This window comes from Shinella zoogloeoides (assembly GCF_030733845.1).
GTDB classification, from domain to species: Bacteria; Pseudomonadota; Alphaproteobacteria; order Rhizobiales; family Rhizobiaceae; genus Shinella; species Shinella zoogloeoides_C.
Genome location: NZ_CP132311.1, coordinates 246418 through 270678, shown reverse-complemented (window position 1 = coordinate 270678; position 24261 = coordinate 246418). Strand labels below are relative to the sequence as shown.

The following is a 24261-nucleotide window of genomic DNA, read 5'->3' as shown; positions in this document are numbered from 1 at the left end:
CCATCCGAATGCAAGCGCGGGCGACAAAAAACTGTTGGAGGGAAATCGGGTGCGTGGCATGACTCTATGAAAGATGCATGCGGGAGAACCCCTTGAGCGATTTTCAACTCGACGAACGGCTGGCGCGCGACAGCGATCTCGTAACGAAGATCGGCCTGTGCGAACTGCGCCTGATGAAGGATGCGCGCTGGCCATGGCTGGTGCTCGTGCCGCAGCGCCCGGATGTCACCGAAATCTTCGACCTGACGCCGCTCGACCAGACCATGCTGACCTTCGAGACGGTGCTGGTGGCCGAGACGCTGAAGGCGGTGACGGGGGCAACGAAGATCAATATCGGCGCGCTCGGCAACATCGTGCGCCAGCTCCACGTCCATGTCGTCGCGCGCAGCGAGGGCGACCCGAACTGGCCCGGCCCGATCTGGGGCTATGGCACCGCCGAGCCGCGCTCGGCCGAGGAAACCAAGGCCTTTGCGGCCAAGCTGCTGGACGCGCTCGCACCATGAAGCCATCGCTTTTCGATTTCTACCGCCCGCACCCCGAACCCAGCACCATGGTGGCGTTTGCGGAAAACAGCCTCGACCGCCAGTCGGAGCACCGCGCGCCGGACTGCCTGGAACAGGCCTTCAAGGCGGAAACGGTGCACGCCTTCGCGATCGCCGGCGGCAAGCTGGTCGTCAAGCATGACGAGAAGATCATCGATCCGCTCTTCGCCCCCTACGAGCTGGCGGGGCTGGATCCGGTGCCGGAAGAGGCCATCCTGCTCGGCTACCTCAAGAACGGCGAACCGCGGCTGGCCATTCCCGTGCGCGCCGATCCAGACACGCTGCACGAGCCGCTGAAGGCGACGGACGGGCGCACGCTCTACCGCCAGCAGATGCTCGACGATGATCTGCTCGGCCAGTTCGCCCAGGCCTCCAGCCTGATGACCTGGAACGCCAACAACCGCTTCTGCGGCAAGTGCGGCTCGCCGACCCGCTCGGAGATCGGCGGCTACCGCCGGGTCTGCGAGGCTTGCAGCCACACGATCTTCCCGCGCACCGATCCGGTCGCGATCATGCTGATCATCGACATCGAGCGGGACCTGTGCCTGCTCGGCCGCTCGCCGCATTTTCCCGAGGGCATGTATTCCTGCCTTGCCGGCTTCCTGGAGCCGGGCGAGACGATCGAGCACACCGTGCGCCGCGAGACCCTTGAGGAATCCGGCATCAGGGTCGGCCGCGTGCGCTACCACGCCTCGCAGCCCTGGCCGATGCCGCATTCGCTGATGATCGGCTGCTACGGCGAGGCGATGTCCTTCGAGATCCGCCGCGACGAGCAGGAGCTGGAAGATTGCCGCTGGTTCACCCGCGAGGAGACGGCGGCGATGATCGAGCGCAGCGCCATGTCGGGCGTCGCGCCCGGCGCCACGACCCCGCCGCCGAAGGGTGCCATCGCGCACCGGCTGATGCGCGACTGGCTCGACTGGAAGGGCTGATCAGCGCAGCCCGAAATGCGGCTGGTCGCCGGGGTGTTCGCGCAGCCTGAGGCTCGGCGCCATGAAACGGGCGATGACCGGACTGACGAGGAAGGTGACGACGATCCAGGCCGGTAGCAGGTATTTGGCCTGGTCGTTGAGCACCGGAACAGTGAGGATGGCGATGGTGCCGGCGCCGAAGAGGACGGCATTCACCATCATCGACACCAGGATCGTGATATATGTGATCGTGCGCATGGGCATCTCCTTTCATGCGGAAAATGCCAGGACGGCGGCACGGTTCCGTGCCGCCTGACGATCGTCAATTCCCCGTCTTCAGAACGCGCTGCGCATGGGATGCGCACGGTAGGTGCCGAGGATGCGGACCTTCTCGGAGAAGAAGCGAAGCTCCTCAAGCGCGCGGCGGACATGCGGCTCGTCCGGATGGCCTTCGATATCGGCATAGAACTGCGTCGCGGTGAACTTGCCGCCGATCTGGTAGCTTTCCAGCTTCGTCATGTTGATGCCGTTGGTGGCAAAGCCGCCGAGCGCCTTGTAGAGCGCGGCCGGGATGTTGCGCACGTTGAAGACGAAGGTGGTGACGACGATCTCCTCGCCGTCATGCGCGATCGGCACCGCCTCGCGCGACAGCACGACGAAGCGCGTGACGTTGCTTTCCGTATCCTCGACATTTTCCGCGATGATCGACAGGCCGTAGAGATCGGCGGCAAGCCGCGGGGCGAGCGCCGCCATCGAGCGGTCGCCGGTCTCCGAGACGAGCTTTGCAGCCCCCGCCGTATCGCCGGCGATCACCGGCTTCCAGCCGTTGAGGCGAACGATCTTGCGGCACTGACCGAGCGCGTGGATATGGCTGTGGACCGTGCGGATCTCGTCGCGCGTCACGCCCGGCAGCACCATGAGCTGGAAGCGGATCGGCATGAAATATTCGCCGACGATGTGAAGGCGCGATTCCGGCAGGAGGTGGTGGATGTCGGCGACGCGGCCGGCGATCGTGTTCTCGATCGGGATCATCGCGAGGTCGGCATCACCGTTCTCGACGGCAAGGAAGGCATCCTCGAAGGTCTGGCACGGCAGCGGCTCCATGGTCGGGAACATGTCGCGGCTGGCCATGTCGGAATTGGCGCCGTACTCGCCCTGGAAGGCGATCTTGTTGGTCTTCATGATCATGGCTGAGGTCCGTGTCAGATGGGGTGGGCCGCGAGCATCGCGCGGGCCTTTTCGAGGTCGGCGGGAGTATCGACGCCGAGCGGAACGGTGTCAACGATCTCGGCATCGATGCGCATGCCGGCTTCGAGGGCCCGAAGCTGCTCCAGCGATTCCCGTCTTTCCAGCGTCGAGGGCTTCAGCGTGACGAAGGTCTCCAATGCCTTCCGGCGATAGGCGTAGAGGCCGATATGGTGATAGAGCGGGCCTTCACCGTACGGCGCCGTCGCGCGCGTGAAATAGAGCGCGCGCAGGCGGCTGTCGCCCAGCGGCGAGCCGACGACCTTCACCACGTTCGGATTGGTCTTCTCGTGCTCGTCGCGGATTTCCGTCGTCAGCGTCGCGATATCGGTCGAGGCATTCTCCAGCGGGCGAAGCGCCGCGCGGATCGTCTCAGGGTCGATGGTCGGCAGGTCGCCCTGCACGTTGATGACGAATTCGGCGCTGCCTCCCGCATCGCATGCCGACAGCGCCTCGTGGATGCGGTCCGAGCCGGACTGGTGGTCGACGCGCGTCATCACGGCCTCGAACCCCGCCGCCACGACGGCATCGAAAATGTCCTTGTGATCGACCGCCACGACGACCCGGCCGACATCGGCCGCCGCCGCCCGGCGCGCAACCTGCACGATCATCGGCAGGCCGGCAATGTCGGCGAGCGGCTTGCCCGGAAGCCGCGTCGAGGCCATGCGTGCGGGAATGAGCACGAGGGTCTTGGCAAAATTGGCGGGATTCATCTCAGGCCCTTCAAAACCCCCGGGAAAAGTGTCAAAAGGTCTCAGTGCGGGGGCTACAATCACTGTTGCAACGAAGCAGCAAAAGACATAGGTTCCGCGCGATTTCAAGACTGGCCGGTGTCATGTCCGCCGGTTGCTAGGGGAGCGTTTGGATGAACTCTTATGTGAACATGGGCGTGGGTGCCCTTCTGGGCACCGTATTCGTACTGATGTCCGTGTCGATCGCTTCTGAAGGCATTTTCCATTCGGGCCATCCCGAGAAGGAAGGTTTCGCGATCGTTGCCGAGGAAACGGGCGGCGAGGCAGCGGGCGGCGCGGAAGAAGCCAAGGGTACGCCGATCGCAACCCTGCTGGCCAGCGCCGATGCGGCCGCAGGCGAAACCGTCTTCAAGAAATGTGCGAGCTGTCACACCTCGGAGAAGGGCGGACCGAACAAGGTCGGACCCGGTCTCTGGGACATCGTGAACCGCCCGATCGCCGCGCATGAGGGCTTCAGCTACTCCGCCGGCATGACCACCTTTTCCGAAGGCCACAAGATCGTCTGGGACTTCGATCACCTGAACTACTTCCTCGAAGCGCCGAAGAAGCACGTCCCGGGCACTGCCATGGGCTTCGCCGGCATCAAGAAGGAAGACGAGCGCGCCAACCTGATCGCCTATCTGCGCACGCTCTCCGACAATCCGGCAGCCCTGCCGACCCCATCGAGCGAAGGTGCCGACGCCGGTGGCGCAGCGGCAACGCCCGAAGGCGGCGCAACCTCGACGGAAGGCGCGGCCCCCGCTGACGGCGGCGCGGCTGCCACGACGACCGAAGGCGCGACGACCCCGGCTGACGGCGCGACCGCAACCGAGGGCGGCGCTGCGACCACCCCGGCCGATGGCGCAACTGCAACCGAAGGCGGCGCTGCGACGACCACGACCGAGGGCGCTGCCCCGGCCGAAGGCGGCACGACCCAGGGCACCACGACCGAACAGCCGGCCGCTCAGTAAGGCGCGCCAGCCAGACAAATAACGAAACCCGGCCCTCGCGCCGGGTTTTTTTGTTTTGCCGATGACCTCCCCTGCCCTGCGCTTACCGCTTGACGGATAGGTCCAGCCTAGCCCGACCATGCGAGAGAGAGGTGTTTTCAGCGGCGAAACGCCCTCACCCCAGCAGCCAGGCCCAGAAGGAGACGGTGAAGACGCCGAGCGCCGTCGTCATGGTGATGGTGGAGGAGGCGAGCGCGTGGCCGACGCCGAAATGGTTGGCGAGCAGCCAGGCATTGACGCCCGTCGGCACGGAGGAGGTCAGCACCATCGCCGCCGTCCATTCCGGGCTGAGGCCGAGCAGCCGGCAGGCGACATAGACGCAGCCCGGCAGCAGCACGAGCTTGAGGCTGGTCATGGCAAGCGCGATGCCGGCATTGCCGCCGACCTTGTACTTGTTGAGCGCCATGCCGATGGAGACGAGTGCGGCGGGGGCGGCCGTCGCGGCAAGCTGGTCGACCACCGCCTTGACCGGCCCGCCGAGCGGCACGCCTCCCGCATGGAACAGCGCGCCGGCCACGAGGCCGAGCACCAGCGGATTGCGCACGAGGCTCCTGCCGATGCCCATGAGGAGGGCGGCGAAGCTCTGCGGCTCGCGCGTGCCCTCCTTGCGTTCGGCCCGCTCCATCAGGATGGTGCCGGCGATCATCATGACCGGCAGATGCACGGAAAGCAGGACCGAGATCGCCACCAGCCCCTCGTCGCCGACGATGCGCGAGACGAGCGGCAGGCCGATGAAGACGGTGTTGGCGAAGGCGGAGGACACGCCGGCCAGGACGCCGATGCGCTGGTCCCGGCCAAAGACGAGGGTCGCCACCAGATGCGCCACCGTCCAGGTGACGGCGACGCCGCCGAAATAGGCGACCCAGATCCGCCAAGGCGCTTCGCCGGCGAAATCGGCCTCTGCGATGGTGCGGAACAATAGCAGCGGCACGGCCACGCGAAAGACGAATTCGCCCAGCCCCTCCCCCAGTTCTTCCCTGAGATAGCGGGTGCGCACGAGCAGCCAGCCGATCAGGATCAGCGCGAAGACAGGCAATACATTGAGGGCGACGTCCGACATGAAACCGTCCGGAAAGCAGGAACAAATGACGGCAAGACGCGTCGCCTTGCTGCGTCATGGGTAGGGCAATCGGAAGGAGGGGTCCAGCGCCAAGCGCGCGAGAAGAAATGAAAAAAGCGAGGGTTGTCCCCCCGCTTCCTCATCCCGGCCCGGCCGGGGAAGTGTTTCGCGCGGTGCCAGTACATCCGTGGTCACTGCGTTGCCGAAACACGACTTTAGTGTCTGACGAGGGTTCTACCGGCCACCTGTTACAGCGGTATGACAGAACGGCACCCGTCGATGATCCGGAGTCTGCGCGCATATGGTTAACAAAAGGTTAACGCCGCACGCTTTGAAAATTTTTCGCATTTCCGGCGATTGAACCGGCAGGATCAAACGTCTTCCCCCTGGTTCCATGCGCCATCCCCATGCGGCCTCCCGGCGAGCGGCGTCTTTCGATTGACAAGCCGGGGCGGGGTCGGGACAGTGGCGGCGGCAACGAGACGGGCAGCGTTAGGAGGACTTGATGTCTATGCGCGCATTCTTGGGTTTCTCGGCACTTCTTCTTTCCGCCGTGGCCTCTCCTCCCCTCCCTGCAAGCGCCGAGGAAACACGCGCCGTCGTGACGACGGAGAACGGCGACTATTTCGGCTTCGACCTGCGCACCGTGCAGGATGTGACGCTCGACCAGTGCAAGAGCGACTGCATCGACGACATGTCCTGCCGCGCCTTCACCTATAATCCCAAGGTGAAGTGGTGCTTCCTGAAGAGCGACTTCAACCAGCTCAACCATTTCCAGGGCGCCATCGCCGGCAAGGTGCTGAAGGCCGACAATGCCGCCGATATCGGCGCGCCGCCGGCGCTTTCCTTCATCAGCGACTATATGATGAGCGACGCCCGCACCTTCCGCGACAACCTCGCGCTCGCTGCCGACCAGCAGGGCCAGGGCGCCGAGAGCCTTGCCTCGCTTGGCCGCATCGAGAGCGCGTCGAGCCGCTTCGACCATGCGCTCACCGCCTACAGGGGCGCGCTCTCGATTGCGCCCGATGACTACTATCTCTGGATCGAGACGGCCGATTCCATGGGCCGTGCCGTCAACAACAGCTATCTTGCCGGCCAGGGCGCACTTGCCGCGATCAATGCCTACCAGCTCTCGCGCACGACCGAGACCCGCGCCCGCGCGCTCGCCGTGCTTGCCGACACGCTCGACAAGTCCGGCAGCTATCGCGCCGGCATCAATGCCTACAAGGCGAGCCTCGAATTGAAGGAAGACGTCGCGGTACGCTCGGCCTATCTCGGCCTCGTCGCCCGGCAGGGCTTCCGTATCGTGAACCACACGATCGATTCCGACAGCGCCAGCCCGCGCGCCTGCGTCGAGTTCTCCGAGCCGCTCGTCAAGTCCGGCGCGGACTACGCCTCCTTCGTCACGCTCGACGGCGCCGCGCCGAAGGCCGTCGAGGCCAAGGACCGGCAGATCTGCGTCGAGGGCCTGACCCACGGCCAGCGCTACAAGATCGCCTTCCGCTCGGGCCTGCCGTCCGCCGTCGACGAGGCGCTCGCCGCGCCGGTCGATCTCGACATCTACGTGCAGGACCGCACCGCCATGGTGCGCTTCACGGGCGACGGCTTCGTGCTGCCGGGCAGCGTGCGCCGCGGCATCCCGATCGTCTCGGTCAACACCGACAGCGCCGACCTGAAGCTCTACCGTGTCGGCGACCGCGCCATCGCGGGCCTGCTCGCCGAAAGCCGCTTCCTCACCCAGCTCGACGGCTATTCCGCCAGCAATATCGAGAACCAGAGCGGCGAGATCGTCTGGCAAGGCAAGATCGACATCTCGCCGGAGCTGAACAAGGACGTCGTCACCAGCTTCCCGGTCGACGAGGCCCTGCCGGAGCGCAAGCCCGGCGTCTACGTGCTGACCGCCGCCGCCTCGAACGGCCGCAGCAACGAATGGGACGCCAAGGCCACGCAATGGTTCGTCGTCTCGGATGTCGGCCTCACCACCTATGCCGGCACGGATGGACTCAACGTCTTCGCCCGCTCGCTCGACAGCGCCGGTCCGCTGGAAGGCGTCGAGCTGCAGCTGATCGCCAAGAACAACGAAGTGCTCGGCACCGCGACGACCGATGCGGACGGCCGGGCGACCTTTACCGCCGGCCTTATCCGCGGCACGGCGGCCATGACGCCCGCCGTCATTCTCGCCAGGAAGGGTGAAGGCGACTTCGTCTTCCTCGACATGACGCGCGCCGGCTTCGACCTTTCCGACCGCGGCGTTACCGGCCGCCCGGCGCCGGGCGCCATCGACGTGCTCGCCTGGACCGAGCGCGGCATCTACCGCGCCGGCGAGACGGTGCATGCCTCGGCGCTGGCCCGCGACATCGAGGCGAACGCCGTCGAGAAGCTGCCGCTGACCTTCATCTTCAACCGGCCGGACGGCGTGGAAGACCGCCGCATGGTCTCCGACGGAGCCGCGTTAGGCGGCCATGCCGTCGACCTACCGCTGCAGGCCAACAGCATGCGCGGCACCTGGACCATGCAGGTCTTCACCGACCCGAAGGGCACGGCCATCGCCGAAAAGCAGTTCCTCGTCGACGATTTCGTGCCCGACCGCATCGAATTCGACATGACGAGCGAGGCGAAGGTGATCGAATCCGGCGTGCCTGCCTCCGTCTCCGTCGACGGCCGCTATCTCTACGGCGCGCCGGGCGCGGGCCTCGAGATCGAGGGCGACGTCGCGCTGAAGCCGACGCGCGCCGATCCCGCCTATCCCGACTATGTCTTCGGCCTGACGGACGAGGAAGCGATCGAGGAGAGCACGACGCCGCTCGAAGGGCTCGACGTGCTCGACGACGAGGGTAAGGCAACCTTCGACGTCACCGTCACCGACCTTCCCTCCACCACCCAGCGCCTCGAAGCGCTCGTGACGCTGCGCATGATGGAGGCGGGCGGGCGCGCCGTCGAGCGCAGCCTCACCCTGCCGGTCAAGGCGACCGGCCCGATGATCGGCGTCAAGCCGGAATTCAAGGGCGACCTTTCGGAAAACAGCGTCGCCAACTTCCATGTCGTCGCCGTCAATGCGGACGGTTCCAGGCTGGCCATGCAGGGCCTGCCCTGGAAGCTGCTTGCCGTCGAGCGGAACTATCAATGGTATCGCGACGGAAGCTCCTGGCGCTACGAGCCGGTGCTCTCGACGAAGCAGATCGCCAACGGCACGCTTGACGTCGCCGCCGAGGGCGGCGGCATCTCGGCGCCCGTCACCTGGGGCCGCTACCGCCTGGAAGTCGAGAGCCCCGAGCCGGACGGTCCGGCGACCAGCATCGAATTCGACGCCGGCTGGTATGTCGCGGCGACCTCGACGGAAACGCCCGACGCTCTGGAAATCTCGCTCGACAAGGAGAACTACGCGGTCGGCGACACGGCAAGGCTCAAGGTCTCGCCGCGCCATGCCGGCCAGCTCCTGATCACCGTCGGCGCCGAAAGCCTGATCGCCACCCAGACCGCCGCGATTGGCGCAGAAGGCGGCGAGGTGGAAATCCCGGTCACCGAGGCATGGGGCCCCGGCTCCTACGTCACCGCGACGCTCTTCCGCCCCGGTTCCGACCAGCAAAGCCGCATGCCGATGCGCGCCATCGGCATCACCTGGCTGAAGGTCGATCCGGCCGAACGCAAGTTGAACGTCGCGCTCGACGTGCCGGAAAAGACCCTGCCGCGCCAGCCGCTCGACATTTCGCTGAAGGTCGCGGGCGCCGGCGCCAACGAGGAGGCCTATATCACGGTCGCCGCCGTAGACGTGGGCATCCTCAACCTCACGCGTTACGAAGCGTCGGACCCGGCCGGCTGGTATTTCGGCCAGCGCCGGCTCGGCATGGAGATCCGCGACCTCTACGGCCGACTGATCGACGGCTCGCTCGGCGCCACCGGGCGCCTGCGCACCGGCGGCGACGGCGGCGAAGGGGCCCTGCAAGGCAACCCGCCGAAGGAAAAGCTCGTCGCCTTCTTCGCAGGTCCCGTGAAGCTCGATGCGGACGGCAACGCCAAAGTCAGTTTCGATATCCCGCAGTTCAATGGCACGGCCCGCATCATGGCCGTCGCCTGGACCAAGACGGGCATCGGCAGCGCGACGAAAGATGTCGTCATCCGCGATCCCGTCGTCGTGACCGCTAGCCTGCCGAAGTTCCTCGCCCCCGGAGACCGCGCGGACCTGAGGCTCGACATCGCCAACACGGATGCCCCGGCCGGCGACTACACGGTCGAGATCACCCACAATGCCTCCGTCATGGTCGAGCAGACCGGCGCGAGCCAGACGATCACGCTTACGCCCGGCGGCAAGACGGCGCTGACCCTGCCGCTCATCGGCGGCGAGGCGGGTGACGGCCTCGTCACGGTCAAGCTCTCGAACGGTTCCGGCATGTCGCTGGAACAGGCGCTGAACGTGCCGGTGCGCCCGGCCGCCATGCCCATCACCACGCGCCGGCCGATCGAGATCGCGGCGAACGGCAGCCTGACCATCGATGACCAGTTGCTCGCCGACAGCCAGCTTGCAGGCGCCTCCGTCAGCCTCAGCGTCTCGCGCGCCGCGGCCTTCGACATCCCGGCGCTGCTGATGGCGCTCGACCGCTACCCCTATGGCTGCACGGAGCAGACGACGAGCCGCGCGCTGCCGCTGCTCTATCTCAGCGAGCTCTCCAAGCAGTCCGGCCTGCCGGAAGACCCGGAGACGCAAAAGCGCGTGCAGGATGCGATCTACCGCGTTCTTGCCAACCAGTCCTCTTCCGGCAGCTTCGGCCTCTGGTCTCCGGGTTACGGCGACCTGTGGCTCGACTCTTTCGTGACCGACTTCCTGACCCGCGCCCGCGAACAGAAGTTCGACGTGCCGGAGCAGGCCATGCTGCAGGCGCTTTCCAACCTGCAGAATTCGATCTCCTATGACGTCAACGTCTCGACGCAGGGCAACGAGATCGCCTATGCGCTCTACGTGCTCGCCCGCAACCGCAAGGCCGCGATCAGCGACCTGCGCTACTATGCCGACACGAAGCTCTCGGAGTTCTCCTCGCCGCTTGCCCGCGCGCAGATCGCGGGCGCGCTCGGCCTCTACGGCGATGCCCAGCGCTCGATGACGATCTTCTCCAATGCGCTCGGCCTTTCGCGCGACAGCATCATGACCGCCAGCCTCTCGCGCACCGACTATGGTTCGTCGCTGCGCGACGGCGCGGCGATCCTGGCGCTGGCGGCCGAAAGCCGGCCGGTTCCGGACGTCATTCCGGAGCTGACCAAGCTCGTGGCCAAGCAATGGGAGACCAAGCGCTGGACCAGCACGCAGGAGCAGACCTGGATGCTGCTCGCCGCGCGGTCCGTCAAAGACGCCGACAAGGACCTGAAGCTCGAGATCAACGGCGCTGAACGCGCCGGCGGCTATGCCGCGCAGATGACGGGCAAGTCCCTGCTCGAAAACCCGCTGACCATCGCCAACCGTACCGGCGAGCCGGTCTCCGCCGTGCTGACGACGGTGGCCGCGCCCGCCGATCCGCTGCCGGCCGGCGGCGACGGCTTTGCCATCGAGCGCAGCTACTACACGCTCGACGGCGAGGAGGCGAACATCACGGAGGCCACGCAGAACGAGCGCTACGTCGTGGTGCTGAAGGTGACGGAGCATAATGACTGGCCGTCGCGCATCATCATCACCGACCTCCTGCCGGCCGGCTTCGAGATCGACAATCCGAGCCTCGTCGACAGCGCGAAGCTTTCCAACTTCGACTGGCTCGGCGAGACCGAGGCGGCGCATACGGAGTTCCGCTACGACCGTTTCGTCGCGGCCTTCAACCGCAGCGGCGGCGACAACCGAGACGTGATGCTCGCCTATGTCGTGCGAGCCGTCACCCCCGGCACCTACGACCTGCCGGCCGCCCAGGTGGAGGACATGTACCGTCCGCAATATTCCGCCCGCACGGCGACCGGCCGTATGCAGGTGGTGAAGGCTGAATAGGACGCAAGGCGATGGCGCTCTGGCGCAAGCTCCTGATCGGCTCCCTCGGCGGGGCGGCGGCGATCGCCGCCCTCGCCTTCGGGCTCGACCATGCGGACCGCGCCTATCCGCCGCCGGTCGGGATCGCCGAGACCGTCTCGAAGGAAGTGCTCGACCGCGATGGCCGCCTGTTGCGCGCCTTCGCAACGCCCGAGGGCCATTGGCGGCTGAAAACCACGGCCGCGGACGTCGATCCGCAGTTCATCCGCATGCTCGTCGCCTATGAGGACCGGCGCTTCCACGACCATGCGGGCATCGACCCGCTGGCGCTGCTGCGCGCCGCCGGACAGTTCGTCACCAACGGCCGCATCGTCTCGGGCGCCTCCACGCTTTCCATGCAGGTCGCGCGGCTGATCGAGCCGCGCGAGAACCGCTCGATGCTGGCCAAGCTGCGCCAGATGGCGCGCGCCGTCCAGCTTGAACGGCGGCTTTCGAAGGCCGAAATCCTCGACCTCTACCTGACGCTCGCCCCCTATGGCGGCAACCTGGAGGGCGTGCGCGCGGCAAGCCTTGCCTGGTTCGGCAAGGAGCCGAAGCGTCTCTCGGTTGCGGAGGCCGCCCTGCTCGTCGCCCTGCCGCAGCTTCCCGAAAAGCGCCGGCCCGACCGGCATCGCGACGCTGCGGAAAAGGCGCGCGAACGCGTGCTCACCCGCATGGCCGTCTCCGACGTCATCGGCGAAGGCGAGGCCGAACGCGCAAGCAACGAGGCCGTGCCCGACCGCCGCCGCCAGCTTCCCTCCCATGCCGCACATCTTTCGGAACTGGCGCTGCGCAAGGACCCGAAGGCGACCGAGCACAGCACGACGCTCGACCGCACCGTGCAGGACGGACTTGAGACCGTCGCGCGCGAGGCGGCCGAACGGCTTGGCCCGAAAATCTCCATTGCCATGGTGATGGCCGATGCCCGCACCGGCGAAATCCTCGGCGAGGTCGGCTCGGCGGATTATTTCGACGGCAGTCGCGCCGGCTGGATCGACATGACGCGCATCCGCCGCTCGCCCGGCTCGGCGCTGAAACCCTTCATCTACGGGCTTGCCTTCGAGGAAGGGCTGGTCGCGCAGGAGACGATCGTCGAGGATCGGCCCTCCGACTTTTCCGGATATCGCCCGCGCAATTTCGACATGACCTACCAGGGCGATGTCAGCGTGCGCAAGGCGCTGCAACTGTCGCTGAACGTGCCGGCGGTGCGCCTGCTCGATGCCGTCGGCCCGACACGCATGATGGTGCGGTTCCGCCGCGCCGAGGTGCGGCCCGTTCTGCCGCCGGGCGAGACGCCCGGCCTTGCCATCGGCCTCGGCGGCCTCGGCATCACGCTGCGCGACCTTACCCAGCTCTATGCGGCGCTTGCCAATCGCGGCATGCCGGTGCAGCTCGGCGACGGTATTTCGGGCGAGGCCAAGGTGATCGGTGGCGACCCGCTGCTCGATCCCGTCGCCGTCTGGCAGGTCTCCGACGTGCTCTCCGCCGTCACGCCGCCCACCGGCAGCCGCCGCCTCGGCATCGCCTACAAGACCGGCACGAGCTACGGCTACCGCGATGCCTGGTCTGTCGGCTATGACGGCCGCCATGTGCTCGGCGTCTGGGTCGGCCGCGCCGACAACGGCGCCGTGCCGGGCCTGACCGGCTATGGCGCCGCCGCGCCCATCCTGTTCGAGGCCTTCTCGCGCTCGGGCATCGCCATCACGGCGCTTCCGCGCGCGCCGGCCGGCGCCGTGCGCATCGCGCAATCCGAACTGCCGGCGAGCCTTCGCCGTTTCTCGACCACCGCAAGCGGCCTCGTCGCGACGGCGGCGCGCGAGCCGGCACCGGAAATCGTCTATCCGCCGGAGGGCGCCCATGTCGAGCTCGGCGCGACGACGGGCGAAGACGTCTCCCCGCTCGTCCTGAAGCTCCAGGGCGGCCGCGCGCCCTTCCGCTGGCTCGCCAACGGCAAGGTCCTGCCGGAAGCCTCGCGCCGGCGCACGACGCAATGGATGCCTGAGGGCGCCGGGTTTTCCACGCTGACGGTGATCGATGCGGCCGGACGGGCGGCGAGCGTCCGGGTGTTCATCGAGTAGCGGGGAGGGATTGCCCCTCATCCGCCTGCCGGCACCTTCTCCCCGCAAGCGGGGAGAAGGGATATGTCGCGCCGGTTTCCCCAGCCAATGACCGCTCGCAGGGTAAGTCCCCTCTCCCCGTTTACGGGGAGAGGGTTAGGGTGAGGGGCAAGCCGCACCCGCCAACGTCACTTCTTCGTATCCGCCAGCACCCAGCTCGCCTTGCGCTTCTCCAGGAAGGCCGCGATGCCCTCAGCCGCTGCAGGCGTTTCCCAGGTGTCGGCAAGCCGCATCAGCGTCATCTCGATGAGTTTTTCGTCGATCGGTGGGGCGAGCGCGTGCGCAAGGGATTTCGCCGCTGCGACCGCTTCCGGGGAGGCCGCGAAACAGGGGGCGATCTCCGCCTCTAACGCCTCATCGAGCCTTTCCGGCGCCACGACCCCGCTCAGCAAGCCGATCTCCCGGGCAAGTTGCGCATCGAACAAGCGCGCGGACGTGGCGAAGCGGAGGAAGGCGGCGGGGCCGATGCGGGCGGCGACATAGGGGCTGATCGTCGCCGGGATCAGGCCGAGGCGGGTCTCCGTCAGGCCGAAGCGCGCGCCCTCGACGCCGATCGCCGCATCGCAGACGCTGATGAGCCCGACGCCGCCGCCATAGGCCTGGCCGTTGACGCGGGCGATCAGCGGCTTCGGCAGGTCGCGCAGCGCCTTCAGCATCAGGGCAAGCCGGCGCGCCTCCGCGATGCGCTCTTCGCGGGTCGCGGCGATCTGCTCCTTCATCCAGTTGAGGTCGCCGCCGGCGCAAAAGCTCTCGCCCTCGCCCGTCAGCACTACGACGCGCACCGCCTTGTCCTCGCTCAGAAGACCGGCGACAGCGGTCAGTTCGCGGATCATCAGGCCGGAGAGCGCATTGTGCTGCGCATGGCGGCGGAGCGTCAGCGCGGCGACGCCGCGCCGGTCGACGGATACGGAAATCGTCTCGAAATTCATGGCTGCACCTCCTATCGAGCATTTCCGCTTTTCTCCGAATCGCGAAAACACTCTATCTCTCTGTTTTCACGCAATTCTGGACGCTATGCCGTTTTTCAGGGCAAGCCCTTGCCGGTGATCTGGCGGGCGAAGGCCGCGGCCGCCGCGAGCTTCTCCCGATCGAGCCCTGTCCCGTAGCCTTCCGCCGCCAGCATGTCGGCGACGGCAAGCGTATCCACATTGCCGCGCGCGCCCGGCGCATAGGGGCAGCCGCCGAGCCCGCCGACCGAGGCATCGAAGACGGAAAGCCCACGATCGAGCGCAACGCGGATATTGTCGAGCGCCCGTCCGTTCGTATCGTGAAAGTGGCCGGCGAGATTTTCCGGAGCGGCGGCGGCGAGCACGACATCCAGCATGGCCGCCACCTCGGCGGGCCGCGCGCGGCCGATCGTATCGCCAAGGCTCACTTCATGGCAGCCGAGGTGCAGGAGCTGGCCCGCCACCCGCGCCACCGCGCCGGGCTCCACCGGCCCGTCATAGGGACATTGCACGACGCAGCTCACATAGCCGCGCAGGGGGATGCCGTCCGTCCTGGCCGCTTCCGCGACCGGCCGGGCACGCTCGATGCTTTCGGCGATCGAGCAGTTGAGGTTGGCGCGCGAGAACCCTTCTGAGGCCGAGAGGAAGACCGCGACCTCGTCGACGCCGGCCGCCTTCGCCGCCTCGTAGCCCTTCATGTTGGGCACCAGCGCCGCGTAGGAAATGCCGGGTCGCCGCCGGATGCCGGCCATCACCTCGGCGCCGTCGGCAAGCTGCGGCACCCATCTGGGGCTGACGAAGCTCGTTGCCTCGATGCGGCGGAAGCCGCAATCGGACAAAAGGTCGATCAGCGCGATCTTGTCGGCGGTGGGAATGATCGCCTTCTCGTTCTGCAGCCCGTCACGGGCCGCCATCTCGACGATTTCGATAGGCCGCGTCATGCCGCCTCCTCGGGTTCCAGCGAGACGAGAAGCGCCCCTTCCGCCACCTGGTCGCCCACTGCCACCGGCACCGCCGCCACCACGCCGTCGCGCGGCGCGGCCAGCACCAGTTCCATCTTCATCGCCTCCATGGTGACGAGCGCATCGCCCTTGGCGACCCGCGCGCCCGGCTCTGCCGACACGATGCGCACGAGACCCGGCATCGGAGCGGTCAGCCGGTCGCCACCCGCCGCCGCCTCGCCATGATGGCCGGCCGCTTCGGCGAGCGCGAAGGCATGGCTGTGCCCCCCGAAAAAGACCACGATGTCGGCGCCGTCGCGGTGCACCTTTGCCGGAAGCGTGTGCCCATCGAAATCCGCGCGAACGGAGCGGCCGTCCGTCGACTGCACATGGATATCGGTCGCCACGCCATCATGCGTGATGCGGAAGCGGTCCATGCCCGACGTCGCCACGCGCAGCGCATGCTCCGTGCCGCCGTGATCGAGAAACACCGTCCGCGTGGCATCGCCCCACAAGCGGAAACCGCGGATATGGCCCCATGGGTCCGCATCGGCCGGCGCGGCGAGGAAACCGAGCGCGCAGAGGGCGGCGAGCGCGAAGGCTTCTTCCGAGGGCTCGGGATCGGCCAGCACCCCCTCGCCCGCGCGGCCGATAAGGCCGGTATCGACATCGCCGTCGGCAAAGGCCGGCAGACGGCATAGGCGGGCGAGGAAGCCGGCATTGATCGTCACGCCACCGACGCGGCATTGCTCGAGTGCCGTTTCCAGCTTCGCAAGCGCTTCCCCGCGTGTGCGGCCGTGAGTAATCACCTTGGCGATCATCGGATCGTAGTAGGGTGTGACGAGATCACCGGCCCGCACGCCGGAATCGACGCGCGCCCCCCCTGCCTGATCGAGGACGTCCGGCATGTCGAAGGCGGAAAGGCGGCCGGTCGCCGGCAGGAAATCGCGCGCCGGATTTTCCGCGTAGAGCCGCGCCTCGAAGGCCCAGCCGTCGATCGCCAGTTCCTCCTGCCGCTTCGGCAGGGGTTCGCCGGCCGCGACGCGGAGTTGCCATTCCACAAGGTCGAGGCCGGTGATCGCCTCCGTCACGGGATGCTCGACCTGCAGGCGCGTGTTCATTTCCATGAAGTAGAAGCGGTCCTGCCGAAGGCCCTCGGACACGTCGACGATGAACTCCACCGTGCCCGCGCCGCTATAGCCGATCGCCGCCGCCGCGCGCACCGCGGCCGCACCCATCGCCGCGCGCATCTCCTCGGTCATGCCGGGCGCAGGCGCCTCCTCGATGACCTTCTGGTGTCGGCGCTGGAGCGAGCAGTCACGCTCGAAGAGATGCACGACATTGCCGTGCCTGTCGCCAAAGACCTGCACCTCGATATGGCGGGGTTTCGCCATGTATTTCTCGACCAGCACGCGGCCGTCGCCGAAGGCGCTTTCCGCCTCGCGCCGTGCGCTTTCCAGCGCCGCGGCAAAATCGGCGGAACGTTCCACCCGGCGCATGCCCTTGCCGCCGCCGCCGGCGCGCGCCTTGATCAGCACCGGATAGCCGATGGCCTCCGCCTCGCCGGCGAGAAAGGCAGCTTCCTGCCCCTCGCCGTGATAGCCGGGCACGACAGGAACGCCGGCCTTCTCCATCAGCGCCTTGGCGGCGTCCTTGAGGCCCATGGCGCGGATGGCGCCTGCCGAAGGGCCGATGAAAACGAGACCCGCCGCCTCCACCGCCTCGACGAAATCGGGGTTCTCCGACAAAAACCCATAGCCCGGATGCACCGCCTCCGCGCCGCTCGCCCTGGCGGCCTCGATGATGACGGGAATGTTCAGGTAGCTTTTCGCCGCCTCCGCCGGGCCGATGCGGATGGCTTCGTCGGCCATCTCGACATGCAGCGCCGCCCGGTCGGCATCGGAATGGACGGCGACCGTCGCAACGCCCATGCGCCGGGCGGTGCGGATGATGCGGCAGGCGATTTCGCCGCGGTTGGCGATGAGGATTTTCCTGAACATCCGGCCTCCGGTCATTGCGCGGCGATGGCTTCGACTTCGAGCAGCCATTTCCCATCGAAGATCGATGCGATGACGACGCTCATCGCCGGGGCGACCGCGCCGAGATAGTCGCTGCGGATCTCGCGGTTGGCAGTCGCGTGGTGACGGTCGGCAAGGAAGGTCGTGACCTTGACGAGATCCGCCTTCGACATGCCGGCGGCCTTCAACTGCGCGTCGATGTTGCGCCAGACGAGCCGCGCCTGATCTTCGAACGTCTCGGGCACCTTGTCGTCGTCCGAAACCGGAATCTGGCCGCTGATGAACAGCAGCGTCTTGAAATCCTCGATCTTCACGGCCTGCGTATAGCCGCCGCGCGGGGCGGGGGCGTTTTTGGCATTGATCAGTTCGCGTTTCATGACATTGCCTCCTCTACATCCTGAAGACGCCGAAACGGGTGGGCTCGACCGGCGCGTTGAGCGCCGCCGAAAGCGAGAGCGCCAGCACGTCGCGCGTCTTGCGCGGATCGACGATGCCGTCATCCCAAAGCCGTGCCGAGGCATAGAGCGGGTGGCTCTGGCGGGCGAACATGTCGATGGTCGGCTGCTTGAAGGCGGCCTCCTCCTCGGCGCTCCAGCTTCCGCCGGTGCGCTCGATGCCCTCGCGCCGGACGGTCGCCAGCACGCCGGCCGCCTGCTCGCCGCCCATTACCGAAATGCGGCTGTTCGGCCAGGTCCAGAGGAAACGCGGCGAATAGGCCCGGCCGCACATGCCGTAGTTTCCCGCGCCGTAGGAACCGCCGATCAGCACGGTGAGCTTCGGCACTTTCGCCGTCGCGACGGCGGTGACGAGCTTGGCGCCATGCTTGGCGATACCCTCCGCCTCGTATTTGCGGCCGACCATGAAGCCGGTGATGTTCTGCAGGAAGAGCAGCGGAATGCCGCGCTGGGCGCAGAGCTCGATGAAATGCGCGCCCTTCAGCGCCGCCTCGGAGAAGAGCACGCCATTGTTGGCGATGATGCCGACAGGCAATCCATGCAGGGCGGCGAAACCGCAGACCAGCGTCGTGCCGAAGCGGGCCTTGAACTCGTCGAAGCGCGAGCCGTCGACAACGCGGGCGATGACCTCGCGCACATCGTACGGCGTGCGCGTATCGGCCGGCACGATGCCGAGCAGCTCTTCCGGGTCGTAGAGCGGCGCATCACCGTCGCCCGATTTCGTAACCTCCGGCTTACGCGTATTGAGGTTGGCGGCGATCTGGCGGGCGATTTCCAGCGCATGACGGTCGTCGCGCGCAAGATGATCCGCGACGCCGGAAAGGCGGGTGTGTACGTCGCCACCACCGAGGTCTTCGGCCGTCACCACCTCGCCCGTCGCGGCCTTTACCAGCGGCGGGCCGGCGAGGAAGATCGTGCCCTGGTTCTCGACGATGACGGTCTCGTCGCTCATCGCCGGCACATAGGCGCCGCCCGCCGTGCAGCTTCCCATGACGACGGCGACCTGCGGAATGCCGGCCGCGGACATCTGCGCCTGGTTGTAGAAGATTCGGCCGAAATGATCACGGTCGGGAAACACCTCGTCCTGGTTCGGCAGGTTCGCGCCGCCGGAATCGACGAGATAGATGCAGGGCAGCCGGTTCTCCACGGCGATCTCCTGCGCGCGCAGATGCTTCTTCACGGTGATCGGGTAATAGGTGCCGCCCTTCACCGTGGCATCGTTGCAGACGATCATGCATTCTCGACCGGACACGCGGCCGATGCCCGATATCATGCCGCCGGAGGGCGAGGCACCGTCATAGAGTCCGTGGCCGGCGGTGAGGCCGATTTCGAGGAAGGGCGAGCCGGGATCGAGCAATTGCGCCACGCGGTCGCGCGGCAGGAGCTTGCCGCGGGAGACATGGCGATCCCGCGCCTTCGCACCGCCGCCGTCCATGGCAAGGCTCGCGGCTTCCTCGACGAGCGCGAGCGCATCGAGCATCGCCTTGCGGTTCGCTGCAAAAGTCTCGCTGCGCGTGTTCACGGCCGAGGGGATGACCGGCATTACAGCGTCTCCTGAAAGATTTCGCGGCCGATCAGCATGCGGCGGATTTCAGAGGTGCCGGCGCCGATCTCGTAGAGCTTGGCGTCGCGCAGCAAGCGGCCGGTCGGGTAGTCGTTGATATAGCCGTTGCCGCCGAGCGCCTGGATAGCTTCCAGCGCCAGCTTCGTCGCGCATTCGGCCGAATAGAGGATGCAGCCGGCAGCGTCCTTGCGGGTCGTCTCGCCCCGGTCGCAGGCGGCAGCCACGGCATAGACATAGGCGCGGCAGGCGTTGAGCGCGACATACATGTCGGCGACCTTGCCCTGCATGAGCTGGAATTCGCCGATGGGCCGGTCGAATTGCTTTCGCTCATGGAGATAGGGAACCACCACGTCGAGGCACGCCGCCATGATGCCGAGCGGGCCGCCCGACAGGACGACGCGCTCGTAGTCGAGGCCGGACATCAGCACGTTGACGCCGCGCCCCACCGTACCCATCACGTTCTCCTCCGGCACCTCGCAATCGGTGAAGACGAGTTCGCAGGTGTTGGAGCCGCGCATGCCGAGCTTGTCGAGCTTCTGGGCGGTCGAAAAGCCCTTGAAGCCCTTCTCGATGAGGAAGGCGGTGATGCCGCGCGAGCCGGCCTCGGGATCGGTCTTGGCGTAGACCACCAGCACGTCCGCATCCGGCCCGTTGGTGATCCACATCTTGTTGCCGTTCAGCACGTAGCGGTCGCCGCGCTTCTCCGCGCGCAGCTTCATGGAGACGACGTCCGAGCCCGCGCCCGGCTCCGACATGGCGAGCGCGCCGACATGCTCGCCGGAGATCAGCTTCGGCAGGTATCGTTCGCGCTGTGCCTGCGAGGCATTGCGGATGATCTGGTTGACGCAGAGGTTGGAATGGGCGCCGTAGCTGAGGCCGACAGAAGCCGAGGCCCGGCTGATCTCCTCCATCGCCACGCAATGGGCGAGATAGCCCATGCCGGAGCCGCCATAACCTTCCGGCGCGGTGATGCCGAGCAGGCCGAGATCGCCGAGCTCCCGCCACAGCGGCATCGGAAAATTGTTGCTGCGGTCGATTTCCGCCGCCTGCGGCGCGATGCGATCGGCCGAAAAGCGCCGCACGCTCTCGCGCAGCGCATCGATATCGTCCCCGAGCCCGAAGCTCATGCCGGCGTCATACATATCCGTCCTCCCCGCGCAGTCGTTCAGGCGACTGCCTTTTCCTATCCTGCCATATCGAATGCCTTGCGCATTTCCGCCTCGCGCGCCTTCGCCCGCTCCGCCGCCGCCTCCTTCACCGGACCATAACCGCGAATCTCGCCGTAAAGCGAAAGAAGCGCAATGGCGGCGTCGAGGGTTTCGCGGCGAAGGGCCTGCAGCACATGCGCCACTTGCGCCTCGTAGTCGGCGATGAGCCGGCGCTCCATGCGGCGCTCGGCGGTGCGGCCGAACGGATCGAAGGCGGTGCCGCGCAGACCCTTGAGACCGGCGAGAAGGCCGAAGGCCGGCAGCATCCAGCGGCCGAAGCGGCGCTTGCGCGGCCGCCCGTTCGCGTCCTCCCCCTTGAGGAAGGGCGGCGCGAGGTTGAAGGCGATTTTGTACTGGCCCTCGAACTGCTCGGCCAGACCCGCCTTGAAGGAGGGATCGCTGAAGAGCCGCGCCACCTCATATTCGTCCTTGTAGGCAAGGAGCTGGGCGTAGACATGCGCTACAGTGCGCGTCAGCCGGTCGTCCGGCCCGAGCACCCGTTCCGCCGCACGCACCCGGTCGACCAGCGCCTTGTAGCGGCTGGCGAGCGCGGCGTTCTGGTAGGCTGTGAGGTGCTTCATGCGATGGGCGATGAGGTCTTCCGTTGCCATGGTCTCCAGCGTCTCGGCGGGCTTGCCCGTATGCAGGAGGCGTTCGGCGCGGGCCGGGTCGGCGGCGATCAGCCGCCCCCAGCCGAAGGCGGAGAGCGTGGCATCCACGGCGACGCCGTTCAACACGATCGCCTGTTCGATGGACTGGCGGGTGAGCGGGATCAGCCCCTTCTGCCAGGCAAAGCCGGTCATCAGGATGTTCGTCGCCATGGCATTGCCGGCGACCTTCTCGGCGATCGTCGTGAAGTCGAAGAGATGCGAGGTCTCACGCAGCGCCGCGCGTACAGTGCCTTCCACATCACGGCGGCGGAAGTCGAAGTCGCGGTTGCGCACGAAATCGGCGACCGGCGTCAGCCGGGTATTGACGACGCCCGTCGTGCGGTGGTGGTCGCAGAGCGTCACCGCATCCTTGGAGGATGCCACCACGTCGTCGGCGGCGATCAGCAGGTCGGCGCCGCCGGTGATGATGCGCGGCGAGGAGACGTCCTGGTCATGAAGGCCGATGCGCAGGTGGCTCATCACCGCCCCGCCCTTCTGGGCAAGGCCCGCCATGTCCAGGATCATCGGCGACTTGCCGTCGAGATGGGCGGCCATGCCGAGGATGGCGCTGATGGTCAGGATGCCCGTGCCGCCGATGCCGGCGATGGCGATGTTGTAGGAACGGTCGCCGATGCGGACGATCTCGGGCTCGGGAACGCCGGTCATATCAGGGTTGGAGCGCGCGCCCTTGCGCAACCGCCCGCCCTCCACCGTCACGAAGGACGGACAGAAGCCCTTGAGGCAGGAATAGTCCTTGTTGCAGGTCGACTGGTTGATCTTTCGCTTGCGGCCGAGTTCCGTGTCGAGCGGTTCGACGGAGACGCAGTTCGACTGGGTGGAACAGTCGCCGCAGCCTTCGCAGACGGCCGGGTTGATCATCAGGCGGACCGGCGGGTCCTCCATCAGGCCGCGCGAACGCCGGCGGCGCTTTTCCGCCGCGCAGGCCTGTACATAGACGATGGCCGAGCAGCCGGGCGCCTCGCGGATGTCGCGCATCACCCGGTCCATCTCGTCGCGATGGCGCACGATGACGCCGGGCGCGAGGAGGGAGGGCGAATAGGCTTCCGGGTGGTCGGAGACGAGATAGATCGGCGCGACGCCCTCGTCGAAGAGCTGGCGTGTCACCGCCTCGGGGCTGATCGGCCCGTCCACGGCCTGCCCGCCGGTCATCGCCACCGCGTCGTTGTAGAGCACCTTGTAGGTGATGTTGACGCCGGCGGCGACCGACTGGCGGATCGCCAGGATGCCGGAATGGTAGTAGGTGCCGTCGCCGAGATTGACGAAGATGTGCTTCTCGTCGGTGAACGGCGCGATGCCCGACCACGGCACGCCCTCGGCGCCCATATGGGTGAAGGTGGCGGTCGAGCGATCCATCCACTGCACCATGTAGTGACAGCCGATACCTGCCGTCGCCCGGCTGCCTTCCGGCACTTTCGTCGAGCTATTGTGCGGACAGCCCGAGCAGAAATAGGGCACGCGCTCGATGGGCGCGGCATGGGTCTTGCGGACCTTCTCGCGCTCCAGAAGATAGGCAAGCTCGTCGGCGATCACCTTCTTGAGGCCCGCGTCGAACTCGAATTGCAGGAGCCGCGCGGCGATCGCCCGCGCCACCATGCCCACCGTCAGCGCCTGAGAAAGCGGCAGGAACGCATGATCCTGATGGTCGAACTTGCCGATGATACGCGGCCGTTCGCCGGGATGCCAGTTGAAGAGCTGCTGCTTGATCTGGTTCTCGATGATCTCGCGGCGTTCCTCGACGACCAGCACCTCCTCGAGCCCCTGCGAGAATTCGCGCACGCCCTCCGGCTCCAGCGGCCAGGGCATGCGGACCTTGTAGATGCGCATGCCGATCTCGGCCATCTCGGCCGGTCCGAGCGAAAGCTCCTTCAGCGCCTGCAGCACATCCTCATAGGCCTTGCCCGAGGCGATGATGCCGAAGCGGGCGCGCGGCACGTCATGCGTCACCTCGTCAACCCGGTTGGCGCGGGCAAACGCAATGGCGGCGTAACCCTTGTAGGTCTGCAGCCGCTCGTCCTGCGGCAGCGGCGGATCGGGCCAGCGCAGGTTGAGCCCGCCCGGCGGCAACTCGAAATTTTCGGGGATCACGAACTGGCGGCGCTCGCCCGCAAGGTCCACCGAGGCCGTCGTCTCCACGGTATCGGAGATGAACTTCATACCGACCCAGCAGCCGGAATAGCGCGACATGGCCGTGCCGAGCAGGCCGTATTCGACGAATTCGTGGATCGAGGACGGATAGAGCACCGGGATCAGCGCCGACATGAAGGCGTGGTCCGACTGGTGCGGGATCGAGGACGACTTTGCCGAATGGTCGTCGCCGGCAAAACAGAGCACGCCGCCATGTTTCGCGGTGCCCGCGGCATTGGCGTGCTTCAGCACGTCGCCGCAGCGGTCGACGCCCGGCCCCTTGCCGTACCAGTAGCCGGAAACGCCATCGTAGCGCGCGCCGGGCGACAGGTGCAGTTGCTGCGTGCCCCAGACAGCGGTCGCCGCCAGGTCCTCGTTCACACCGGGCCGGAACACGACGTCGTGCGCCGCCAGGTGCTTTCCGGCTTTCGCAAGCTGCTGGTCATAGCCGCCGAGCGGCGATCCGCGATAACCCGAGATGAATGCGGCGGTGTTCAGCCCCGCGGCGCGATCGCGCCGCATCTGAACGATCGGCAGGCGCACGAGCGCCTGGATGCCGGAAAGGAAGATCCTTCCCTCCTCCGCCGTATACTTGTCCTCGAGAGAAAAGCTCTGCTTCAGCATGACTTCCTCCTCGATGGCCCTCCTCCACGAAAGCCATCCTCCATATGTAGGAGCTTAGCCAAGGATTGGGAGGAGCGTGTCCTTATTTTATCCTTGCGGCATCACGATTTAGG

The 24261-nt window shown here is 66.9% G+C and carries 16 protein-coding genes; 5 read left to right on the top strand and 11 right to left on the bottom strand.

Annotated elements, in window-relative coordinates; genetic code table 11:
- The first annotated feature begins 77 nt into the window (after window positions 1-77).
- Together Q9316_RS02275 and nudC are read left to right on the top strand one after the other, a co-directional pair.
- Window positions 78-503, top strand: a complete 426-nt coding sequence (locus Q9316_RS02275; protein WP_306033646.1) for an HIT domain-containing protein — start codon at window positions 78-80, stop codon at window positions 501-503.
- The gene (gene nudC / locus Q9316_RS02270) at window positions 500-1474 is read left to right on the top strand and encodes an NAD(+) diphosphatase (RefSeq protein WP_306033645.1); all 975 of its coding nucleotides are present in this window, start codon (window positions 500-502) and stop codon (window positions 1472-1474) included. Before Q9316_RS02275 ends, nudC begins: the two co-directional genes overlap by 4 nt.
- Here nudC and Q9316_RS02265 read toward each other — a convergent pair whose 3' ends face one another.
- The 3 genes from Q9316_RS02265 to Q9316_RS02255 form a co-directional block, all read right to left on the bottom strand.
- Complete coding sequence (locus Q9316_RS02265; protein WP_306033644.1) at window positions 1475-1711, bottom strand: hypothetical protein; 237 nt, start codon at window positions 1709-1711, stop codon at window positions 1475-1477.
- A 78-nt stretch (window positions 1712-1789) separates the two neighbouring features.
- Complete coding sequence (locus tag Q9316_RS02260) at window positions 1790-2641, bottom strand: prephenate dehydratase (protein ID WP_306033643.1); 852 nt, start codon at window positions 2639-2641, stop codon at window positions 1790-1792.
- A gap of 14 nt (window positions 2642-2655) precedes the next feature.
- A complete protein-coding gene (locus Q9316_RS02255) occupies window positions 2656-3411 on the bottom strand; it encodes a 3-deoxy-manno-octulosonate cytidylyltransferase (protein WP_306033642.1) in 756 nt (251 codons plus the stop codon).
- Window positions 3412-3563: 152 nt separating this feature from the next.
- Between Q9316_RS02255 and Q9316_RS02250 the strand changes: the two genes are divergently transcribed.
- Window positions 3564-4400, top strand: coding sequence for a c-type cytochrome (locus tag Q9316_RS02250; protein WP_306033641.1), 837 nt, complete (start codon window positions 3564-3566; stop codon window positions 4398-4400).
- Between the two features lie 154 nt (window positions 4401-4554).
- On the opposite strand, the gene Q9316_RS02245 is transcribed toward Q9316_RS02250, so the two are convergent.
- Window positions 4555-5499 carry an AEC family transporter gene (locus Q9316_RS02245; RefSeq protein ID WP_306033640.1) on the bottom strand — a complete coding sequence of 315 codons (945 nt, stop codon included), beginning with the start codon at window positions 5497-5499 and terminating at the stop codon, window positions 4555-4557.
- Between the two features lie 511 nt (window positions 5500-6010).
- On the opposite strand from Q9316_RS02245, the gene Q9316_RS02240 reads away from it, so the two are divergent.
- Together Q9316_RS02240 and pbpC are read left to right on the top strand one after the other, a co-directional pair.
- Window positions 6011-11461 carry an alpha-2-macroglobulin family protein gene (locus tag Q9316_RS02240; RefSeq protein WP_306035385.1) on the top strand — a complete coding sequence of 1817 codons (5451 nt, stop codon included), beginning with the start codon at window positions 6011-6013 and terminating at the stop codon, window positions 11459-11461.
- A gap of 11 nt (window positions 11462-11472) precedes the next feature.
- On the top strand, window positions 11473-13557 hold the full coding sequence (gene pbpC, locus Q9316_RS02235) for a penicillin-binding protein 1C (RefSeq protein ID WP_306033639.1): 2085 nt from the start codon (window positions 11473-11475) through the stop codon (window positions 13555-13557).
- A 167-nt stretch (window positions 13558-13724) separates the two neighbouring features.
- Here the strand turns inward: pbpC and Q9316_RS02230 are convergent, their stop codons facing one another.
- The 7 genes from Q9316_RS02230 to Q9316_RS02200 all read right to left on the bottom strand — a co-directional run bounded on the left by Q9316_RS02230 (window position 13725) and on the right by Q9316_RS02200 (window position 24148).
- Complete coding sequence (locus tag Q9316_RS02230; RefSeq protein ID WP_306033638.1) at window positions 13725-14525, bottom strand: crotonase/enoyl-CoA hydratase family protein; 801 nt, start codon at window positions 14523-14525, stop codon at window positions 13725-13727.
- Window positions 14526-14620: 95 nt separating this feature from the next.
- Window positions 14621-15484: a hydroxymethylglutaryl-CoA lyase gene (locus tag Q9316_RS02225; protein ID WP_306033637.1), complete on the bottom strand. Its 864-nt coding sequence runs from the start codon at window positions 15482-15484 to the stop codon at window positions 14621-14623.
- Complete coding sequence (locus Q9316_RS02220) at window positions 15481-17484, bottom strand: acetyl-CoA carboxylase biotin carboxylase subunit (protein ID WP_306033636.1); 2004 nt, start codon at window positions 17482-17484, stop codon at window positions 15481-15483. The genes Q9316_RS02225 and Q9316_RS02220 overlap by 4 nt, the downstream gene beginning before the upstream one ends.
- Window positions 17485-17495: 11 nt before the next feature.
- Window positions 17496-17879: a RidA family protein gene (locus Q9316_RS02215; RefSeq protein WP_306033635.1), complete on the bottom strand. Its 384-nt coding sequence runs from the start codon at window positions 17877-17879 to the stop codon at window positions 17496-17498.
- Between the two features lie 13 nt (window positions 17880-17892).
- Window positions 17893-19500 carry a carboxyl transferase domain-containing protein gene (locus Q9316_RS02210; protein WP_306033634.1) on the bottom strand — a complete coding sequence of 536 codons (1608 nt, stop codon included), beginning with the start codon at window positions 19498-19500 and terminating at the stop codon, window positions 17893-17895.
- On the bottom strand, window positions 19500-20648 hold the full coding sequence (locus Q9316_RS02205) for an isovaleryl-CoA dehydrogenase (RefSeq protein WP_306035384.1): 1149 nt from the start codon (window positions 20646-20648) through the stop codon (window positions 19500-19502). The genes Q9316_RS02210 and Q9316_RS02205 overlap by 1 nt, the downstream gene beginning before the upstream one ends.
- Window positions 20649-20704: 56 nt before the next feature.
- Entirely contained in the window at window positions 20705-24148 is a 3444-nt protein-coding gene (locus Q9316_RS02200; RefSeq protein WP_306033633.1) for an indolepyruvate ferredoxin oxidoreductase family protein, read from the bottom strand.
- Window positions 24149-24261 lie beyond the last annotated feature (113 nt).